Annotated in this window: 16 protein-coding genes; 2 read left to right on the top strand and 14 right to left on the bottom strand. The window is 46.3% G+C overall.

Annotation, left to right across the window (positions count from 1 at the left end):
• Positions 1–132: 132 nt before the first annotated feature.
• The 10 genes from WC743_RS05935 to WC743_RS05980 form a co-directional block, all read right to left on the bottom strand.
• Entirely contained in the window at positions 133–1,044 is a 912-nt protein-coding gene (locus tag WC743_RS05935) for a DUF5017 domain-containing protein (protein WP_373010931.1), read from the bottom strand.
• A gap of 19 nt (positions 1,045–1,063) precedes the next feature.
• Positions 1,064–2,920: a RagB/SusD family nutrient uptake outer membrane protein gene (locus WC743_RS05940; RefSeq protein ID WP_373010932.1), complete on the bottom strand. Its 1,857-nt coding sequence runs from the start codon at positions 2,918–2,920 to the stop codon at positions 1,064–1,066.
• 23 nt (positions 2,921–2,943) lie between these two features.
• Positions 2,944–6,393, bottom strand: a complete 3,450-nt coding sequence (locus WC743_RS05945) for a SusC/RagA family TonB-linked outer membrane protein (RefSeq protein WP_373010933.1) — start codon at positions 6,391–6,393, stop codon at positions 2,944–2,946.
• A 204-nt stretch (positions 6,394–6,597) separates the two neighbouring features.
• Positions 6,598–7,689, bottom strand: a complete 1,092-nt coding sequence (locus WC743_RS05950; RefSeq protein ID WP_373010934.1) for a FecR family protein — start codon at positions 7,687–7,689, stop codon at positions 6,598–6,600.
• A gap of 133 nt (positions 7,690–7,822) precedes the next feature.
• Positions 7,823–8,410: an RNA polymerase sigma factor gene (locus WC743_RS05955; protein WP_373010935.1), complete on the bottom strand. Its 588-nt coding sequence runs from the start codon at positions 8,408–8,410 to the stop codon at positions 7,823–7,825.
• A gap of 246 nt (positions 8,411–8,656) precedes the next feature.
• Entirely contained in the window at positions 8,657–9,082 is a 426-nt protein-coding gene (locus WC743_RS05960) for a DUF1003 domain-containing protein (protein WP_373010936.1), read from the bottom strand.
• Between the two features lie 95 nt (positions 9,083–9,177).
• Complete coding sequence (pgi, locus tag WC743_RS05965; protein WP_373010937.1) at positions 9,178–10,824, bottom strand: glucose-6-phosphate isomerase; 1,647 nt, start codon at positions 10,822–10,824, stop codon at positions 9,178–9,180.
• 61 nt (positions 10,825–10,885) lie between these two features.
• Positions 10,886–12,340 carry an NADP-dependent phosphogluconate dehydrogenase gene (gene gndA, locus WC743_RS05970; RefSeq protein WP_373010938.1) on the bottom strand — a complete coding sequence of 485 codons (1,455 nt, stop codon included), beginning with the start codon at positions 12,338–12,340 and terminating at the stop codon, positions 10,886–10,888.
• A 31-nt stretch (positions 12,341–12,371) separates the two neighbouring features.
• Positions 12,372–14,387, bottom strand: coding sequence for a transketolase (gene tkt, locus WC743_RS05975; protein WP_373010940.1), 2,016 nt, complete (start codon positions 14,385–14,387; stop codon positions 12,372–12,374).
• A gap of 85 nt (positions 14,388–14,472) precedes the next feature.
• Entirely contained in the window at positions 14,473–14,748 is a 276-nt protein-coding gene (locus WC743_RS05980; RefSeq protein ID WP_373010941.1) for an AtpZ/AtpI family protein, read from the bottom strand.
• A gap of 265 nt (positions 14,749–15,013) precedes the next feature.
• Between WC743_RS05980 and WC743_RS05985 the strand changes: the two genes are divergently transcribed.
• Both WC743_RS05985 and WC743_RS05990 read left to right on the top strand, forming a co-directional pair.
• On the top strand, positions 15,014–15,460 hold the full coding sequence (locus tag WC743_RS05985) for a VOC family protein (RefSeq protein WP_373010942.1): 447 nt from the start codon (positions 15,014–15,016) through the stop codon (positions 15,458–15,460).
• Positions 15,461–15,575: 115 nt separating this feature from the next.
• Positions 15,576–16,499 carry a Dyp-type peroxidase gene (locus WC743_RS05990; protein ID WP_373010943.1) on the top strand — a complete coding sequence of 308 codons (924 nt, stop codon included), beginning with the start codon at positions 15,576–15,578 and terminating at the stop codon, positions 16,497–16,499.
• Between the two features lie 11 nt (positions 16,500–16,510).
• Here WC743_RS05990 and WC743_RS05995 read toward each other — a convergent pair whose 3' ends face one another.
• From WC743_RS05995 to WC743_RS06010, 4 genes are all read right to left on the bottom strand, one after another.
• The gene (locus WC743_RS05995) at positions 16,511–17,428 is read right to left on the bottom strand and encodes a bestrophin family protein (protein ID WP_373010944.1); all 918 of its coding nucleotides are present in this window, start codon (positions 17,426–17,428) and stop codon (positions 16,511–16,513) included.
• A gap of 90 nt (positions 17,429–17,518) precedes the next feature.
• Entirely contained in the window at positions 17,519–17,884 is a 366-nt protein-coding gene (locus tag WC743_RS06000) for a two-component system response regulator (RefSeq protein WP_373010945.1), read from the bottom strand.
• 40 nt (positions 17,885–17,924) lie between these two features.
• Positions 17,925–18,722 carry a mechanosensitive ion channel family protein gene (locus WC743_RS06005; RefSeq protein ID WP_373010946.1) on the bottom strand — a complete coding sequence of 266 codons (798 nt, stop codon included), beginning with the start codon at positions 18,720–18,722 and terminating at the stop codon, positions 17,925–17,927.
• A gap of 6 nt (positions 18,723–18,728) precedes the next feature.
• On the bottom strand, positions 18,729–20,708 hold the full coding sequence (locus tag WC743_RS06010; protein WP_373010947.1) for a KUP/HAK/KT family potassium transporter: 1,980 nt from the start codon (positions 20,706–20,708) through the stop codon (positions 18,729–18,731).
• Positions 20,709–20,736: the final 28 nt, after the last annotated feature.

Below are 20,736 nucleotides of genomic sequence, written 5' to 3' on the forward strand. Positions count from 1 at the left end.
TGCATCAATTACCGACAGGAAACTGTTGCATCAACATCACACTATAAATAATAATACCTTCATGGGAATGAACACTTCCTTTTAGTTGGAGATCTGGCCAGCATGATCTTTTAATGGCCAATCATTCCAATGTTATTTAGCCACAATGACTGTCATTTCTTTTATTACCTGTTTTTTTTCGTTAATATTTTGATTCGATGCCACAAAGGTCATTCTATAAGTGCCGCTTGTTTTAAACACATAGGTATATGCGCTTAATCGTGCGTCTATGCTTTTTATGGCAACGCCTACATCGGGAGGAACACTATAGATATTTAATGGACTAGTAATCACCCAATCATCATTTTCCGCGGTATTTATACTTCCCCCACCTATGGTCAGGACAGAACCTGTTATGCTCCATTTATAGGTTGGATTTAAAATATCCGTGGCATACCAGCCAGCGTTGGCCAGGCTTGCAATGGAGTAAGTAGTACTGTCAGCAGGAGAAAAAAGGTTTACCGCAAAGCTCCTGATAGTCCAGGCATAGGGTTTTAAAGAGGCCGAATTGTCATCATGCTTTTTAAAAGCAAAATACAGGGTCTTTTTTGAAGGATTGATATCCGAAATATCGATAACACCCGAGCTGGTATTATCAGTTCCGGTTGATAGAACGGCCCGGCTGGTGAGGTCTATCCAGGTAGCATTCTTAATACTGGCATTCAGGGTATCGTAAACTCCGGTAAAATCAGTAGAAGCTAATATTTTTAAAGAATTAGCTTGTGTTCCGACTGTGCTCGCATAAGTGAAAAACTGAAGGGTCGGTTTACCATTATCAATAATCGTGCGACTGATATTGGTATATTTATGACCCGTTTCCCCGGAGTAAAAAGTAATAAAATCCGTATTCCCCGAAAAATTGAATCTTATGGTATCTCCTGCTTTAACGGACAGCTTATTTGCGGCCACCTCAAAATTGGGTGAATTAACTGTGGAAATCCTGTCTTTATTACAGGCAACCAAAGAAATTATGCAGATTGATAAAATATAATATAATACTTTCATGTTGACTTTTATTTAGTGGTTAAAATCCCGGGTTCTGAGCGCCAAAGGATTTATTCAGGGTCAGTTCACTGACAGGTACCGGTAAAAACATGTCCTTGGTGCCGGCATTTAATCCGGACAGGCCCGCATAGGTAAATGTTGGATTAGTAGCGGCGCTGATATTGGGATCATTGGTTAATGCTTTTAAACTGGAAAGCAATAGATCCCACCGGATCAGATCGGGCCGTCTTAATCCCTCCATGCATAATTCCCTTGCCCGCTCATCTTGTAGTGCAGCCCGGAAAGTATCTTTAGTCAGGCCGGCCGCCAGATCCGCACCTGAGGGATTAATAGCAGTTAGTATAGCTGTCGCCAGTGCCCCCGAACCAGTGCCGCCCGTAAAGGTAATAGTGGGTGCGGTAGTATAAAAAGCTCCGCCGAGGTTCGTGGGGCTAAGGGCCAGGGCGGTAATCTTTCCGCCGGATACGGTTGCAGAAGCTGTGGCCCCATTTCCCGACGTAGGTGATGAGATGGTAACCGCAGGTGCCGAGGTATAACCTGAACCACCATTGGTAACCGTAAAACCGCTGATCCGGAAGCCGGTTCCCTGTGCGCGTTCCCTCACTTTATTAATAGCGCCATAAGCAGCAGCAGTCGGGCCATTTAATTCATTCTCCGCCTCAGCATACATCAGCAGCACGTCTGCATACCTTAAGATAGGGAAATTGGTCCCGGTAAGCGTTTTGCTTTTTGGCAAAACCACTTCAAATTCTCTTCGCCATTTACCGGGGTAACGAACCCATAAATTATAGTTTGAAGTGGAAGCAATAGGTGCCTTATTCACATTAGGGCTCGTTCCGGTCAGATTAAAAGGCGCAGTGTTCCAGTCCCTTCTCAAATCATTGGGTATTACATTGCCCAGATCATACAATTTCCTCGTAATCCCTGCATCCCCGGAGGCAAACCCATAAGGGATGTCGTTACATTTGAGACCGTTGGCATATCCGACACTGCCAAATTCCTGATGGGCATTCGTAGGATCAAAAGTAAACTCTACTTCCCACATGGATTCTTTAGGCTCATAGATATCGGCTGTTTGATTGATGAATATCTGCCGGTAATCCGGGTTCAGGGTGTGCAAACCAGAATTAATCACTTTTGATGCCCAGTCTTTCGCGTCCTGATATTTGGAAACATCTTTGAGGGGAACACCCGCCATTGTCAGACAAACACGTGCAAGAATTCCCTCAGCCGTGGTTTTAGATACCCGGCCGCTGCCGCCGGCCCCCCATTGTGTCATGGTAGGTAATCCTGCTTCAGCGGCGGTCATATCGCTTAATACCTGGGCATATACTGCTGCGATCGTTGATCTTGGAAGATTCGCATCACTAACTGAAGTTGTTGCATGCAACCTTAGAGGGACACCCCCCCAGTTGGATACCAGCAGAAAGTAGTAATAACCCCTCAGAAACTGCGCCTGCGCTTTTATCGGCGACTTCGTGGGAACATCCACGGGTGAAGCATCTATGGCATCCAACAGGGAGTTTGCCCTGTTTATACCTTCATACAGCGTATTCCAGGCGCCGGTTACCCAGGCATCAGAGCTATTTTCATTGTAAATTCTTGTGCTGGTGGTAGTCGGAACAGCGGTATTATTACGCCAGAATTCAATATCTGTGCCGCCATTGATCTGGTTCCACCATCCCTGCCCATACAGATTCTGGCTGCCCAATTCATCATATATGCCGTTCAAGGCGATATTTAACTGGCTGGCGGTTTGATAATATTGTGAAGGCGTCAGAAAATCAGCTGGTTTGGTATTCAGAATTTTCTTACAGGACTGCATTACAAATAGCGTAATGAAGATTATGAATATTTTATAATGAACCTTTTTCATGTTTTGAATTAGTTTATTAATGGTTACAATGTCATGTTCAACCCCAGCGTAATCGTTCTCGCTCTTGGGTAGGCAGAGTAGTCAAATCCGGGGGTAAGCGCAGAATTATAAGCGGATACTTCAGGATCAAGCCCGGTATATCCGGTCCATGTAATCAGGTTCTGACCCGACACATAAATCCTGAAACTTTTTATGCTCATTTTTTTTATTAGCCTATTCGGAAGGGAGTAGCCCAATTGAGCGGTCTTTAATCGCAGATACGAACCATCCTCAATTACCCTGGAGGAATAAACCAGGGGACCGTTCCCTCTTACAACCGGTATTAACATATTTTGGTTCTCTGGCGTCCAACGGTTTGCGTAAGAAGCAAACTGGTTCCTGTTGATGGCCAGTTCCCCTTCAAGAGTATATCGATTGGCATTCATGATCTGATTACCGTAAGACCATTGAAAAAACACATTCAAGTCGAAACCTTTGTAACTGAAATTGTTTGAAAAACCGCCGGTATGAACAGGATTCGGATTTCCTATGATCGTTTGATCTTTTGAATCCAGTACCCCGTCTCCATTAAGATCCTTATACTTGATATAGCCTGGTTGTATGGCACTTCTGGCACTTCCATTATTGGGGACAGCATCCCGGAGTACATAAGTTCCGGCAGCTGTTTTAACAAAATCAGTGTACTGATAGAGACCATCAAATACATAGCCATACATCAGGGATACCGGTTGACCAATTTTAGCGATGTAGGCCGGCGCAGAACCATAGCCATTCTTTGACCAGGGAACGGAAGAAAGCAGACTTTCCTGGCCGTCCACCAATTCCAATACTTTACTTTTATTGAAAGAAATATTGAAACTACTGCTCCAGATAAAACCTCCCGTTTTCATATTTACTGTATTTAAAGAGAATTCCCAGCCGCTGTTCTTCACTTTTCCGATGTTAGCAAATGCGGAAATGTATCCTGTAGAGCCTGGTAAAGCTGCATTCAATAACAGATTAGAAGTGCGTTTATCATAATAATCCACCGTCAAAGCAACTCTTCCCCTCAAAAGCTCGATATCGGTGCCAATGTCAGTTTGAGCGGTTGTTTCCCATTTCAGGTCCTTATTCCCCAGTGAGGCAAGGCTCGCGCCACTGACGTAAGATCCCGCAAAAGAGTAATTGTTACCCGTAGGAAGGGTTATCGTTGACAAATAAGGGAAGTCGGAAACCCGGTTATTTCCGGTAATTCCATAACTCGCCCGTAACTTGGCATCACTGATAACCGGCAGTTCTTTCATGAACTTTTCGTTGGTCAATCGCCAGGAAACCGCTCCCGACGGGAAGTAACTCCAGTGATTCACAGGGGCGAACTTGGAACTGCCATCGGCGCGATAGGTGGCTGTAAAGTAATAAGTTGAATTGTAATTATAGTTTGCCCTGCCTAAAAATGAAAATAAAGTATTATTGGAGATGGAGGACCTCACGCCGGAAGGCGTTCCTTCATCAAGACCACTGATACCCAGACCTTCATTAGGTAAGGTACCGCTGGTAAAACCGTTTGTGGTTTGATCCTGTTCCTGCAAGGTTATACCTCCCAGTATATCCAACTGATGACGTTTGAAGGCCTTCCGGTAATTCAGGGTGTTTTCGTTTAAATAATTGTTGGTTTCTACATTCGTTACAGAGCCATAAGGCCCGGTTCCGCCAACCCTGATATCTCCCTGGCGGGTATGGCTGTTATAAAAGACATTCGCTTTATTGGTTGTCCGGTTCACCCCTCCGCTTACTTTTATGGACAAATCTGAAGTTATTGCATATTGAAGGTAGGTATTGGCAAATAAAGCGTTAGAAAAACGGTCGTTCAGGGTATTGCTGGCAGTAGAAACTGGATTATAACGGTAATCACTGGTTGTATTGACAGAGGGATCCAGGTCTGAATTGATCAGGGCATCAGTTTCATTATCCAATAAAGGATCTGCCGCTGAACCGGCAATGGGCCGGTACCCCCATACACTTGAAAGATAAGCATTTGAACGATCATTGCCCCCAAACGAACTAATTACCAAACCATAGGATTTAGTATAAGCAAAATTAACATTCATGCCGACTTTAAGTTTATTACTAACTTTCTGGTCTATTACCAGCCGTCCCTGATAACGTTTAAAACCGGAACCAATAACAACTCCATTCTGGTTTAAGGATGAGAGGGAAACCGAATAATTTGACCCATTGCTTCCACCTCTTAACGCCATGCTATAATTTTGAAAAGGAGCATTGCGCAGTACCTGATCCTGCCAATTGATAGCATTAACATTGTTATAAGCATCCAGGGTGGTATTTCGTAAATAAGTGGAATCGGTATATGCTGAAAAAGTTTCCTTCATCAGCTTTACAAATTCATAGGGACTTAGTACCGCCTGTTGTTTTGTTGTTTGATTAACACCATAAAACGCATCAAAACTCACAACGGGCGTTCGTGATTTACCTCGTTTTGTGGTGATAATGATCACGCCGTTGGCGCCCCTGGCACCATAAATAGCGGTGGCTGAAGCATCTTTAAGTACATCTATCGATTCGATGTCAGCAGGATTAATGGCATTATTGTCAGCCCCCTCAATTGGAAAGCCATCAACTACATATAAAGGTGAATTATCCTGGGTAAGTGAATTGTTACCCCTGATGACAATGTTATAAGGTGCGCCGGGCTGTCCGTCATTAGAAGATACCTGCACGCCGGCGATCCTTCCGGCTAAAGCCTCATCAAAAGAACGCACAGGGGCCTTATTCAGGTCTGCAATATTCACCGAACCAACACTACCCGTAAGATCTTTACGCTTGACCTGTCCATAACCAACTACTACCACTTCGTTCAGATTATTAGACTGTTCTGTAAGTATCACATTAATTATCGTTTGCCGGTTTACGGCACGTTCTTCGGTTTTAAACCCGATAAAACTAAATACCAGTACAGCATTGTTATTGTCGATACTAATCGAATACAGTCCCTGGTTATCTGTTATTATGCCAGTAGTAGTTCCTTTAACCTTAACATTCACCCCCGGGAAAGGCTCCCCGTTTATACCAGTAACTTTGCCGGTGACCATACGGGTGGGTAAAACAACTGATAAAATATGATCAGGTGCTTTTTTAATAATAACCGCATCCTTTTCTATTTCATACATCAGTTTTAAGGGTGTTAAAAGTTGTGTAAGGATTTCGGGAAGCGGCTTTTCCGTTGCATCAATGGTAACCAGCCGGTTAGCACCAATCAGCGGCGAACTATAGATGAAAGTCACTCCATAATTCCGTTCTATATTACTTAATATAAGGTCTAATTCTGTGTTTTTTGCATTTACGGATACTTTAAGCTGTAGCAGTGACTGCGCCTTTCCATCATGGGCAATCACACTACCTATTAAGGCAAACATGATAAAAAACTGTAAAAATGTTATACGCATGATTTTTACGAGTAAAGCTTTTTTATTCATATATTTGAAATAGGTTAGTAATAAATTATTAACTGGACACAAAAAGCCCCTGACAATCCTTTTTAAGGGTTGCTAATAATGGATTCCAATCATTTTGGGGCTGCATAATAGAGCCGGTAGTGGTCGAATATTACCGGTTCTATCTATTTAACTCAGGTATAAAATCTTTTCATAATTTTTCATTTAAGGGTTTATATAATTGGTTTATTGTTCCTTGCAGCCTTCTCCATCAATCCTGATATTGTCGTCTGTAATGGTATAACGGGCGTTTAATGCTTTACAGATATAATTCAATTTCTCATCAAAATGGTATTTTGATAAAGAGGCCGTTATCAGGCAGTGTCCCATTTTTTTTGCATCATACACAATTGACACACCATAAGCCTTGGTGAGCTTGGCTATCACCATACTAAACTCTGCATCATGAAAATTGAATTCTTTATCAGCAATTTCAGGGGAAAGCATGAGCGGTGTGCTTAACATCTGTTTTTTAAACTCATCCTTAACAGGTTGGTAGGTTGCCAGTTGGTTAGCAACCAGCACGACAGCCGTACTATCCGTTCTTATTGAACCAATGGTTTGGTCTTTATCCTTTGATACCCTAACCCTACCGGTGTTTACCACAACTTTAAGCTCCTTACCGGCAATCACCGTAAAACTGGTTCCCAATACTTTTATCAGCATCTTTCCACTGTGTACATAAAAAGGGTGGGCGGCATCCTTACTCACCTCAAAAAAAGCCTCACCGATAAGTTTGACTTCTCTGTTTTTACCGGCAAATGTCAGGGGGTAAGTAAGACTGGAATTTTTTTTCAAAATAACAGAACTGCCATCTGCCAGTAGGATATATTTAGGCAGCGCCGTATGGTTGTTTACCTGCTGTAACGCATTCTTTTTCGTTAAATCCACGATTTCCGACGTGGAGACGGCAGTCTTGTTTTGAGTAAAAAGCAAAGTAATACAAATAAATATAGATATGATTGCGGCAGCATAACCCAACCACGACCTTTTAAATGGCCGCATGGAGTATACCCGCGTTTTTCCATTCATGGCATATGCGCCGAGCTGCTCTGCCATAGACCGTATCTCAGCCGATGATAGTTGTTCTTCATTGGGTTTAAAGGCCATACTCCTGATCAGCTGGCCTGCTTTAGTCACAATTAACCCGCGGTCCGGATGTATAGCAAGCCATTCTTCCCAAAACTGGTTGGATTCAACGGAACCACCAATCACCCATTCAATAAAAAAGTCGTCAGTCATGAAGTCTTCCACTTCATATTTGGCATAATCGGTCATGAAAAAAAGTTTATATATGGTTCTCTAACTTATATATTCCTGAAAACAAGAAATCTACCCCTGATTTTTTTAAAAAAATCAACAATATTTAATGATAAAACATAAACTACTGTAAATCAACTGAATATTTAATTCAGAAATTTCTGACCTGACATGTCAACAGGAGCATAATAAGCTGTATTAACCATTCAGCTCTGAATTTTTTGAATGATTTCTGAAGGGAGTTGTAAATGGATTGTTTACTGATGTTCAGGATTTGGGCTATGGTCTCAAATTCCAGGTTTTCATAAAACCTAAGGTATATAATTTCCCGCTGACGGGCAGGAAGCGTATGAAGAATTGTATTGAGCCTTTTCAGGGTGCTGTCCGTTTCATCATTTTCGATCCAGCTGGCTTCAGTGTCAATTTCAAACCTGAAATGATAATCTTCAGAAATTTGCTCCGGAAGCGACCATTTGGATTGCTGTCTGAAAATACGGAGCCTTATGGCTTTAAACAGGTAGTTTTTAACAGAGGCCGTATCATTGATCCGGATACGCCTATTCCACAGTTCCATAAAAACATCCTGCAAACAATCTTTAATAAAATCTTTATCCGGAACAATTCGGTATCCATAGTCATAGAGCGACCGTGAATATGTTTCCACCAGTTTTGTATATGCCAGGGAGTCGCCTTCTCTGAAAAGTTTCCAAAGTTCTGAATCATTTGCTGAATTTTTCATACGTCCGGAGGACATCTTAAATTGGTTTATTAAAACAGAATAGGGACAATCAGCAAATTAAATAATTTAATCTGATTACTTTTAATAAATATGCTAACCCACCTCACCAATTTGAGCAAGAACAAGGCGTAAATGTTTGTCAGATCGTTTTGAGAAGTTATGCTTTTAACCGGATGCGATTAAATGTTCAGAAGAATGATCCTAATGCAGGATGAAATAAAATAAGAGGACAATTAGTCCTCCTGCTTAGCCAGTTGATCTTTGATCCATTTTTTCGAGCAGGGCCAGGATCTTATCCAGTTTATCTACATCGATCTTGTTTAGACGTATCTGCAGGTTCTCGATATCTTTTTTTGCCTCGACATTGGTTTTAAAATCCTCATCAGCCTTAACACGGTCGCGGTCACTCTGGCGATTCTGTGCCATCATGATGATCGGTGCAGCATAGGCGGCCTGGGTCGAGAACAGCAGGTTCAATAAAATGTACGGGTAGGGATCCCAGTGATAGATGATCGCGATAACGTTAAGCGTCATCCATAGGGCGACAATGATGGTCTGAATGATAATGAACCGCCATGAACCCATGCCGGTTGCTACGGAATCGGCCAAACGTTCGCCGAAGGTCATGGAGTCATTGTGCTTTTGAAACCAGTTTTTTGGAGTGATTGCCATTGTAAAGTGTGGTTTAAAGGATTTAAATTTATAGGATGAATTAAGTATTTTAAATTGGGAAACGCTCTAAAAGGTCACCCGAAAATGCTTCTGCGCTATTTCCAGGCCTTGTATTGATTGATCAGCCCATTGGTTGATGCATCGTGGCTGTTAACTTCACCTGCATTCGTTAGTTCAGGCAGAATTTTCCCGGCCAGTTGCTTCCCGAGTTCAACACCCCACTGGTCAAAACTGTAGATATTCCAGATGATACCCTGCACAAATATCTTATGTTCATACATGGCGATCAGGGACCCTAAAGTTCGCGGCGTAATTTTTTTCAGCAGGAATGAGTTCGTTGGCCTGTTCCCGTCGAATTGCCTGAACGGCGCTATTTTTTCGATTTGATCATCCAGGACGCCTGCTTTTATCATGTCGTTAACGACCTCAACAGTGGTTTTACCGTTCATTAACGCCTCCGTCTGGGCAAAGAAATTGGAAAGCAACATTTCATGATGCTCGCCCAGCGGGTTATGCGATCGTGCCGGGGCGATGAAATCGCAGGGAACCAATTTTGTACCCTGGTGGATCAACTGGTAAAATGCGTGCTGGCCGTTGGTTCCCGGCTCCCCCCAGACAACGGGACCGGTGGAATAGTCGACCGGCTCCCCGTTGCGGCTGACATGTTTACCGTTACTTTCCATGTCGCCTTGCTGAAAATAAGCGGCGAAACGATGCAGGTATTGATCATAAGGCAGGATGGCGATGGTTTGCGCATCAAAAAAATTGTTGTACCAGATACCGATCAGCGCAAGGATTACGGGTATATTTTCTTCAAAGTCAGCGTACCTGAAATATTCGTCCGTCTCGTGCGCGCCGCTCAATAGCTCAATAAAATTATCATAACCGATGCTTAGCACGATCGGAAGGCCGATCGCGCTCCATAGCGAATAGCGCCCGCCTACCCAATCCCAGAACTCAAACATGTTTTCCGTATCGATCCCGAATTTCGCCACGCCGGCAGCATTGGTTGACAATGCCGCAAAATGGCTGGCCACATCCGTTTCTGTTGCCCCGCTTTTCAGGAACCATTCCCGCGCACTGTGGGCGTTGCTCATGGTTTCCTGCGTCGTAAAGGTTTTGGATGCGATCAGAAACAGCGTGGTTTCCGGGTCCAGGCCTTTCAGCGTTTCCACCAGGTGCGTTCCGTCTACGTTAGAGACGAAGTGCATGGACAGGTGATTTTTATAGGGCCTGAGGGCTTCGGTTACCATAACCGGCCCCAGGTCCGAGCCGCCGATACCGATGTTAACGACATCCGTGATGGCTTTGCCGGTAAACCCTTTCCAGGTTCCTGAAATGATAGCTTCGCTAAAATGCTTCATCTGGTCAAGCACCCGGTTGACCTCCGGCATGACGTCCTTCCCATCTACGAAGATCGGCGTGTTGCTGCGGTTGCGTAAAGCGATATGCAGTACCGGCCTGTTTTCCGTCAGGTTTATTTTCTCCCCGGTGAACATCTCCCGGATCGCCGTGTCCAGGGAACAATCCCGTGCGAGCTGTACCAGCAGCGCCAGGGTTTCATCATCCATGCGGTTTTTCGAGTAATCGAGCAAGATATCATTGAAGACCAGGGTGTATTTTTGAAAGCGATCCCGGTCTGATGCAAAGAGTTCCCTCATGTGCTTTATTGAAATCTTTTTATAATGTTTAGCCAACTTTTCGTAAGCCGGGGTTTTTGTAAAATCTGTTTTTGGCAGCATATTTTCTTTTTTAACTGACTATTCATCCATCAACTGATCGCATTTAACTTTTGGCCGTCAACTAAATAAGCCGATGATCGCGTTCTTCTTCTATTACCCATTGGGTATGGAAAACGCCTGTTTGTCCGGTCCGTTCATAAGTATGTGCGCCGAAAAGGTCACGTTGCGCCTGGATCAGGTTGGCGGGCATCCGCTGGCTCCTGAAAGCATCAAAATAACTTATTGATGCGGCATAGGCCGGCGTGGCAATACCGGCAGTGACCGTTGCGGACAACACTTTCCGTGCACCTGTTTCAGCGTTCGCGACCAGGCGTTGTATATGTTTATCGAGTAACAGGTGAGGGAGCGCGGGTTCTGCCTGGTAAGCTTTGGCGACATCGCTTAGAAATGCCGACCTGATGATACAGCCGCCCCGCCAGATCCGGGCTATCTCGCCAAGGTCGAGTTTATACCCATAGATTTCGGAAGCTTTGGCCAGTAAATGCATACCCTGCGCGTAGGTCATCATCATCGAGATATAAAAAGCTTCTTCCAACGCGTTCAAAAAGCCGACCGGGACAAGGCCAAGCCTGGCCGGCTCATTATAAAGTTCTGCTGCCTGTTCCCTTAAATTTTTATACCTGGAAAGATCACGCATAGACACCGCGATATCGATCGTCGGAACGGGTACTTCCAGGTCCATGGCAACCTGCGAGGTCCACTTCCCCGTCCCTTTTCCCCTGGCCTCATCTTTTATTTCATCTAACAGAAAATGTTGCTGCCCGCTTTCCTTGTACGTGAAAATATAGGCAGTAATCTCCAGTAAAAATGATCCCAGCCTGCCGGTATTCCACTTATTAAAGAGCGCGCCTATGACCTCGTTATTCATATGAAGTCCCTTTTTCAGTATCTCATAAGTTTCCGCGATCAGCTGCATCAAACCATATTCAATACCATTATGGACCATCTTTACAAAATGGCCCGACGCCCCCGGGCCAATGTAGGCCACGCAAGGCGTGCGGTCAACTTTCGCCGCAATTGCTGTTAGAACAGGTTTGATCACATCAAAAGCCTCCCTGTCGCCGCCAGGCATCAGGCTCGGTCCCCTGCGTGCGCCCTCTTCACCACCGGAAATACCCATGCCTATAAAATGAAAACCCTTCGCCGACAGCTCTTTTGAGCGGCGCTCGGTATCTTTAAAATAGGAATTGCCGGCATCGATCAGGATATCCCCTCTTTCCAACAGGAAAGCCAGTTCCGCGATCACATCATCTACAATTTTGCCGGCGGGTACCAGCATGATGATGGCCCGTGGTTTTTTTAAACCGGCAACAAATGCTGTTATATCATGGAAGCCTTTAAGATGGGTGCGCTTACCTTCCTGATCCAATAATTCGCACTTGGCGGGGTCGGTGTCATAGCCTGTTGCACTGATGCCGTGATCGCCCATGTTAAGAAGTAAGTTCATTCCCATGGCCCCAAGCCCGATCAATCCAAAATCGTATTTCGCTTCTTTTTTAACTTCTATTTTACTCATGGTTCATTGATTAGGGGATGTAAAAAATAAACTAAATGACCTCTAACAGCGCTTTTGCTCTCCGGATGACATTCTCCACGGTAAAACCGTATTCTTCGTACAGATTAGCCGCCGGGGCGGACCTGCCAAAGGTCGACATAGCCAGTACGGCACCTTCGTCGCTAACATATTCACGCCATCCGAGCGGGGAACCCATTTCGACTGCCAGGCGTTTCCTGACGGTTTTCGGTAATACCTGCTCCCGGTAAGCGTTGTCCTGTTCATCAAATAATTCCCAGGAGGGCATGCTTACCACCCTGGCAGCAATGCCTTCCAGTTGCAATCTGACCTGTGCCTCCAGGATCAGGGCGACCTCGGAGCCGGAAGCCATCAGGATAATATCCGGGAAAGCCTGCGCTTCCGAAAGTATATAGGCCCCCTTTTCAAGACCATCGGCATGGCCATATTTGGCCTGGTCGATGATCGGAATATTCTGGCGGGTCAGTATCAGTGCAACCGGGCCATTGTCGCGCTGCAAAGCGACGCGCCAGGCCTGGGCTGTTTCGTTGGCATCTGCCGGCCTGATCACGGTCAGGTTGGGAATGGAGCGCAAAGAGATCAATTGTTCCACGGGCTGATGCGTAGTGCCATCCTCGCCCAGGCCGATACTGTCGTGGGTAAATACGTATATAGGCCGTATCTCCATGATGGCCGCCAGCCGGATCGGGGGGCGCATATATTCAGAAAAGATCAGGAACGTCGCGCCGTAAGGTATCAAACCCCGGGTCAATGCCATGCCGTTGAGCGCGCTCCCCATCGCATGTTCACGGATGCCGAAATGAAAGTTACGGCCCTCCCGGTGTTCCGCATTAAAGGAATAGTAATCCTTTAAGATCGTATCGGTGGATGGAGAAAGATCAGCAGCGCCGCCAATAAGGGCGGGTAAGCGCTCTGCGATCGCATTGAGTACCTGTCCGGAGGCAGCCCGGGTGGCCATCCCTTTTTCGTTCGGCTCGAATACCGGCAGGTCAGCTTCCCATCCTTTGGGCAAGCCGCCACCGCTGAACAGCTCATATTCCGCGGCTAAGTCCGGAAAATTTTCTTTATAGGATTTAAAAAGATCATTCCATTGCTTTTCCCGGCCAGTTCCTTTTGTACCGGCATCACGATAATATTTCAATACCTCCCAGGGTACCACAAAAGATTGCTCCGTGTCAAAGCCGAAGAACTGCTTAACGAGTTTTAATTCACCGGCTCCCATCGGCGAGCCATGTGCGGCAGCCGTATTGACCTTATTAGGGCTACCATAGCCAATCTGGGTACGCAGCCGGATCAGGGAGGGGCGGCTGGTTTCCCCGATCGCGGTCCGCACAGCTTCGGCGATAGCCGGCAGGTCATTGCCGTCGGCTACTGTTTGGACGTGCCAGTTATAAGCTTCAAACCTTTTACCGACATCTTCAGTAAAAGCAAGATCGGTATCCCCTTCGATGGTAATATGGTTATCGTCATAAATGCAGATCATATTGCCCAATTCCAGCTGACCGGCAAAGGAGGCCGCTTCTGACGTTACCCCCTCCATCATATCACCGTCCCCGCAGATACAGAATATCCTGTAATTAAATAGCTCAAAGCCCGGCTTATTGTAGCGGGCAGCCGGGTGCTTTTGTCCGATCGCAAAGCCAACGCTATTGGCAAAACCCTGCCCCAAGGGCCCCGTGGTCACCTCAATTCCCGGCGTCAGGCCATATTCCGGGTGTCCCGGGGTTTTGCTGTTCAACTGGCGGAATGCTTTGAGGTCATCCAGGGTAAGATCATAACCCGTCAGATAAAGCATAGCGTACTGGAGAATACAGGCATGGCCATTAGACAGGACAAAACGGTCCCGGTTTGCCCAGTGGGGGTTAAAGGGGTCATAATTCATGAATGATGTCCACAGGATACTGGCGACCGGGGCGAGCGCCATAGCCGTACCCGGGTGCCCGGAGTTTGCCTGTTGCACGGCATCGGCTGCCAGTACCCTCACGGTATCGATCGCCAGGGTTTGAATCGGTTGACTGCTTACTTCCATCTTTCTTTATGATCGTATTAAGTTTATTAAAGCCAGCCGGCTTAACCGGTGACGTGTTCTGGTCTTTTATTTCCCGACCGTTTATTCATGGTCTGTCTTTTTTCAGGGAAGCAATGACCAGGTAGATCGCGATAAAAACACCTGCCAGTGACAGGATACAGGTAACCCACTGGATACTGTGATGGGCGGCTTTATCTATCCGGTAACCGCCATAAGCAAATGCCCCGATAATAACGAGCATCTGGATACCAAGCCCGCTGTATTTCGCATAACCATAACCCGGTGATTCTTCAGGTTCATCAGGCGGGCTTTTATATGGATCAGGGTCGGTTGTTTTTTTATTACGGTTGTTTTTCCTCATAGGTGCCGTGTTTACGTACCGATAAATGGTATCCACATTCAGTTAAAATTTAGGGGAAGAAAGCGCTATTACCCCTCAGGTAATACACCCCGCTCCTGAGTTACCAATATAGCTCCTAAGAAAATTGTACCCGTAGTCAATAGCTATCGCAAATCGTGATAATGATATCGAATATCATTTATTACTTCATTTAAAGCATAAATGGTTTGCCTTATAAATTAAATTTGAACGGAAGTTGTACACGAGACAATAAAAAGATAAATCAATGGCAACAGCAAGCACCTATCTGACATTTGACGGCCTCTGTGAAGAAGCATTTGCGGTTTACAAAGCTACCTTTGGGGGTGAATTTACGCACCTGTCCCGGTTCAATACGATCCCGCCCAGCGAAGGTTATGTCGTGTCGCAGAGTGATATGCATAAAATCCTGCACATTGCCCTGCCGATAGGGAATACGGTGCTGATGGGATGTGACGCCGGGGATGAATATGGCGATTCGCTGGTGCAGGGAAACAATTTCGCTGTTTCTGTCTCGACCGGCAGCAAACAGGAAGCACAAACCATTTTTGATAAGCTTTCTCAATACGGCCAGGTATCGCAGCCGCTTGCGGATACCTTTTGGGGCGCTTACTTCGGATCGGTTGTTGATCAGTTCGGCGTCAACTGGCGGATCAGTTTCGATGAAAAAAATGCGGTGAAGGGGACGCACTGATCCGGCCTTCCCTTTTTCTAATTATATATTTTTCTTGTCTATATTTATCATATCAAACAGTTCCGTGGATTTTCCGCGGGCCGGTTTTATTTTCATCATCATCTAATCGCACCTAATGACACCAGATTCACAGAACGTAACGGACTATACCAATAATAACACCATTTTCCTCGTGTGGAATTTTAAAGCGGATATCCAGGTCAAAGATCAGTTCAACCGGCTTTGTAAACTGGTCATTAATTTGAATAACTCCGCCAATGTCCGCTTCCCGGTATCACGGGCAAGCTGCGTCCTCGGGATCGGACATGACGCCTGGCTACGACTCGGCCTTCCTATCCCATTACCCAAAGAACTGGTGAATTTTGCCCCGGTTACAGGCTCAAAACATACTGCCGTAGCGACCCGGGGCGACCTGCATTTGCACATCAGGGCGGATAATGCAAGTATCTGTTATGATATGGCGGCAGCGATAGCCGGGATCCTGACACCGGTAGCAGACTGTGCCGAAGAGATTCATGGTTTCCGTTATTGGGATAGCCGGTCTATTTTAGGTTTTGTTGACGGTACCGAAAACCCGCATGGGATAGACCGGGAATTCTTCGCCATTGTGGGCGATGACGATCCCGCTTACAAGGGCGGCAGTTATCTTTTCGTGCAGAAATACATGCACAACCTGAGTGCCTGGAAAGGGTTGTCCACGGAAGCCCAGGAAAAGGTAATCGGAAGATCAAAGGAAAACGACATTGAAATGGCCGATGATGTGAAGCCATCTAATTCACATAGCGCACTGGCTAACGTCGGCGACGATTTCAAAATTGTCCGGGATAACATGCCGTTCGGAAACATGTCTACCAACGATATGGGTACCTATTTTATCGCCTATGCGAGCACCTTTTCTACCGTACAGAAAATGCTGAACAGTATGTTCATCGGGATCCCGGAAGGGAATTATGACCGGATACTCGATTTCAGTACGGCAAAAACCGGGACGATGTTTTTTGTGCCTTCGTTTGACATGCTGGACGATTTCTCGTCCTGACACGACTGGGCTTAGTCGATGACCGCCCCATCCTTCATTTTTGCATCGGGCAGGTTTTCACCGATCATTTCCAGTAATGTGGATTCGATCATGCGGCACATCGCATTCAGGGCAAGATCATTGGGTTCTTTTCCAAATGGCTGTTCGATCTCATCAGCAATTGCTTCAAAAGCAACGAAGGTGTAAGCTATGAAAACGACAAGAAAAGGCGTAAGCCATTGCAGGCTGTCTACCAGCCCGAACGGTAATAAAAAACAATATAAATAGATCGTACGGTGTAGCAGGACACGGTAGGAATAGGGCATCGGTGTAGACTGGATCCGTTCGCAGCCGCCGACGATATCTGATAATTTATCAAAGTTCTGATCGAAGCAGGACTGTTGAATCGTATCCAATCTCTTTTCCTGACGCGCTTGCTGTACCCATTGTGCCATCAGCTTCATGATCAGGATCGGTTTAAACCGGGCCTCTTTGATCAATGCAAACTGCTCCCCGTTTAAGCGTTTTTGCAGGTCTCCCGACGGGTCCGTATGCCTTAGCTGATGCTTTAAAGCATAGGTAAAAGCGATAAGCAGCAGCACGAACGGCCTGGCGCTTTCCAGTTCGCCCGGTTTTTCAGGCAGCGTCAGCGCCTGGCGGGCCAGCGAGCGGGTATCGTTAAGCAATGCGCCCCAAAGTTTGCGTCCTTCCCAAAAACGGTCATAGCTGACGTTATTGCGGAATCCCAGAAAAAGAGCCAGCACAAAACCAAACAAAGTCAACGGCGTCGGGTTCAGGGGGATCTTAAACGAGAAGATAATACCGTGGAGATAAACCACAATGAGCGATAGTAGAAAGAGCAGGGACAGTCGCGGCAATATCCTGGGTAGTACGGAGCCATGCCAGACAAACAGCATCTTAAACCAATGTTCTTTTTTTCTAATGATCATATATCAGCGCGATGTGATGGTTAATAACAAAGTTAACTTACTTTTTTATATCGTATGGGCGGGCCGACAAATGACCGGGGGATTTATTTGTTATTCCCGGGCTTTTGTTAACCAGTACAGCACCTTTGCCACCAGTTCATCCAAACCGAAAGGCTTTGATAAGACGTCGTCAGCCATCAGCGATGGCAGAAGCTTTTCGGGCTGGTATTCCGTCGTCGTTACGATAATAGGACAAAGTTCGGTCAGGGGATCATCCTTAAGCCTGCGGCAAACCTCCGGGTGATTTTTAACGATCCGGTAATCGAGAAAGATCAGGTCAGCCCTCGGCCTTTCGAAATTCAACATGGACGAGCCGATACTTTCGGTAACCACCTCATAGCCCAGGTCTTCCAGCACAGACTGCATTAAAGCAGAAACGTCGGTATCGATTTCTAATATGTATATGATCTCTGTCATAGGTGTTGGCCTGAATTTATGGAGCTACGGAGTCTATCCTTTACATTCCTGGTATCTTGATACCCGCATCTTTTATGGCCTGCAGCAGCATGCCCTGGATCAAAAGCTTATTTTCGTAAAAATTGGCGGCATTTGTCCAAACACTAATGCTTAAAGCGTAGCCTTCTGGCAGTAATTCTCCTATGCCGATACGTACCGCGGGCGATTTAAGACATTGCCCGCATTTTTCCAGGGTTTGGCTGATCACCCGGGTCAGGTCGCCCGCATCGATATTGTTCGGCACCTGGTAGCTGATATCAAGGCGGCGGGTGAGCTGACGGCTCATATTGGTGATCACCTGATTGGAAAGCTGGCTGTTCGGAACGATCACGACCAGGTTGTCGAAGGTGGTCAGGATCGTATAAAAGATCTGGATAGATGTCACGGTGCCTTCGATACCTTTCGTGTTGATCTGGTCGTCTACCGCAAAAGGTTTCAATAACAAGATCAGGATGCCGCTGGCAAAGTTTTGTAAAGTACCCGACAATGCCAAACCGACCGCGACGCCGAATGTCCCGAGTAACGTGGCAAAGAGCGTGGTTTGGATGCCCATGATCTCCATTACCCCGATAATAAGGGAGATCCTTAAAGCGATCCCAAGCATGCTCATCAGGAAAGGCTTGAGCGTAGGGTCGATCTCTTTGGCGTGCATTTTCAGGAGCAGTTGATTCATCAGGACCCTGACCAGCCAGAGGCCGCCAAGCAGGATGAACATGCCGATGATAAAACGCGGAACATAGCTGATCAGCCAGCTATAAGTATGTTCGTAAAATTGTTGCAGATCCAGGTTAGTTTTCATTTCATCTTAAATAGCTGTGTTCGGTTCCGGGACGCAGGTCAGATGGACCTTTAGTGGTTTAAAGACCAAAGGCAGAAATTCCACCTTCGTTTCGCTGGTATCAAGCCCAAAAGCCTCCTGTTCGGTCTGGGCAAATTTCTTAAGGTTGAAATAACAATTGAGCATGAACTTTTCCCAGGTGTTAAGGTCGTTATTGTTGGAAAGGAATTTCTCCAGGATCACGAATTGAAAATCCGCCATCAGGTGGTGTTTCTTCAGCGAGGGATACCTGCTGCTGATGTTCAGTTTCCCCTCCCGCACCATATTTTCAATAACGTTCCGGAAGAGCACATTTATCCGGGGCTGAACCCGGAAGCCCAGCCGGAAGTCTATCCTGATGACTTTATCCATGCTTACTTCGCTGATCGTATATTCCATGGTATAAGGCTCATCCGCCTTTTCAACATGTATGAACCAGTAGACATCGGCCCGCTTAGGATTCCTGATCAGGATGGAATAGATGATACTTTGTTCGATCTGCTTCGTGTTGATGCAAGCCCTGGTCAGATAAACGACGTGGGTTGCAAATTTGGCGACGTCCTGATCCTTGCTCAGATCGCTCAGGGAAGAAAGCTGGTCATTGAGGTTTACATATTTCAACAGCTTGTTCTTGATCCGGCTGGCCCGGAACCAAATGTACATGATGCCGATTAGCGCCAGTTCAAACAGGAGGAAGAACAACAGCTTCGATAGCTTGATGGCGTTAGCGACAAAAAAGGAAAATTCAATGCAGAGGAATACGCTTAATATGAGAATGACTATCCAGTGAGGCCAGCGTTTCACATCCCGCATAAAATAGTACATCAGAATCGTTGTCATGAGCATGGCGATCGTTATGGAGAAACCGTAGGCGGCGGTCATGGCCGACGATGTCCTGAAATGCAGCATCACCGCTATGCAGCCGGCACACAAAAACCAGTTGATCGCCGGGATATAGACCTGTCCGCGGATATCGGTCGGATATTTAATTTTGATGCTGGGCCAGAACCCCAGGGAGATGGCCTCATTGATCAGCGTAAACGAGCCGGTTATCAAAGCCTGGCTTGCGATGATCGTGGCACACATCGCCAGGATGATCGCAGGCAATAGCACGGAATGGGGAACAATCTGAAAAAAAGGGCTTACATTACTGAAGTCTTTGGAGGCCGGTTGCAACAAAACCCAGGCGCCCTGCCCAAGATAATTTAACAGCAGGCTCGCTTTGACAAACAGCCAGCTGAACTGAATATTCTTCTTTCCGCAGTGCCCGAGGTCGGAATACAGCGCCTCAGCCCCGGTCGTACAAAGGAATACCGCACCCAGCAGAAAAACGCCGCGCGGGTGCTCTATCAATAAGCTGATCCCGTAATAGGGATTTAAAGCTTTCATGATCCCCGGGGCCCGGAACAGCTGACAAAAACCGCAGGTGCCCAGCATCAGGAACCACAATAACATGACGGGTCCGAAGGCAGAGCCTATTCGACGGGTACCAAATTGCTGTACAAAAAACAACAGGAACAGAATGCCCGTGACTATCAGCATGACGTTGTGATTACCGGGCGTTATAATTTTCGACAAGCCATTCACCAAATGCAGGCCTTCGATGGCCGAGGTAACGGAAATGGGCGGGGTTATAATTCCGTCAGCCAGCATAGTGGCGGCGCCGATGATGGCCGGGATCGCCAGCCAGTTGCCATGGTGCCTGACAATGGTATACAGCGAAAAGATGCCGCCTTCCCCCTGGTTGTCCGCCTGCAGGGTGATAAAAACATATTTGAATGTCGTTTGGAGCGTCAGCGTCCAGAAGATACAGGAGATCGATCCTAAAACAAAAGCCTGGTTGATCCGGCCGCCTTCTTCCAGCAGGGTTTGGAAAACATATAACGGGGATGTCCCGATGTCGCCAAAAATGATACCTAAAGCGACCAGCATGCCCCCGGCAGACAGCCTTTTTATACGGGTATCCATAACGACAAATCCGGACAGCTTAAAATAG

It is taken from the genome of Mucilaginibacter sp., from assembly GCF_041660805.1.
Classification (GTDB): Bacteria; Bacteroidota; Bacteroidia; order Sphingobacteriales; family Sphingobacteriaceae; genus Mucilaginibacter.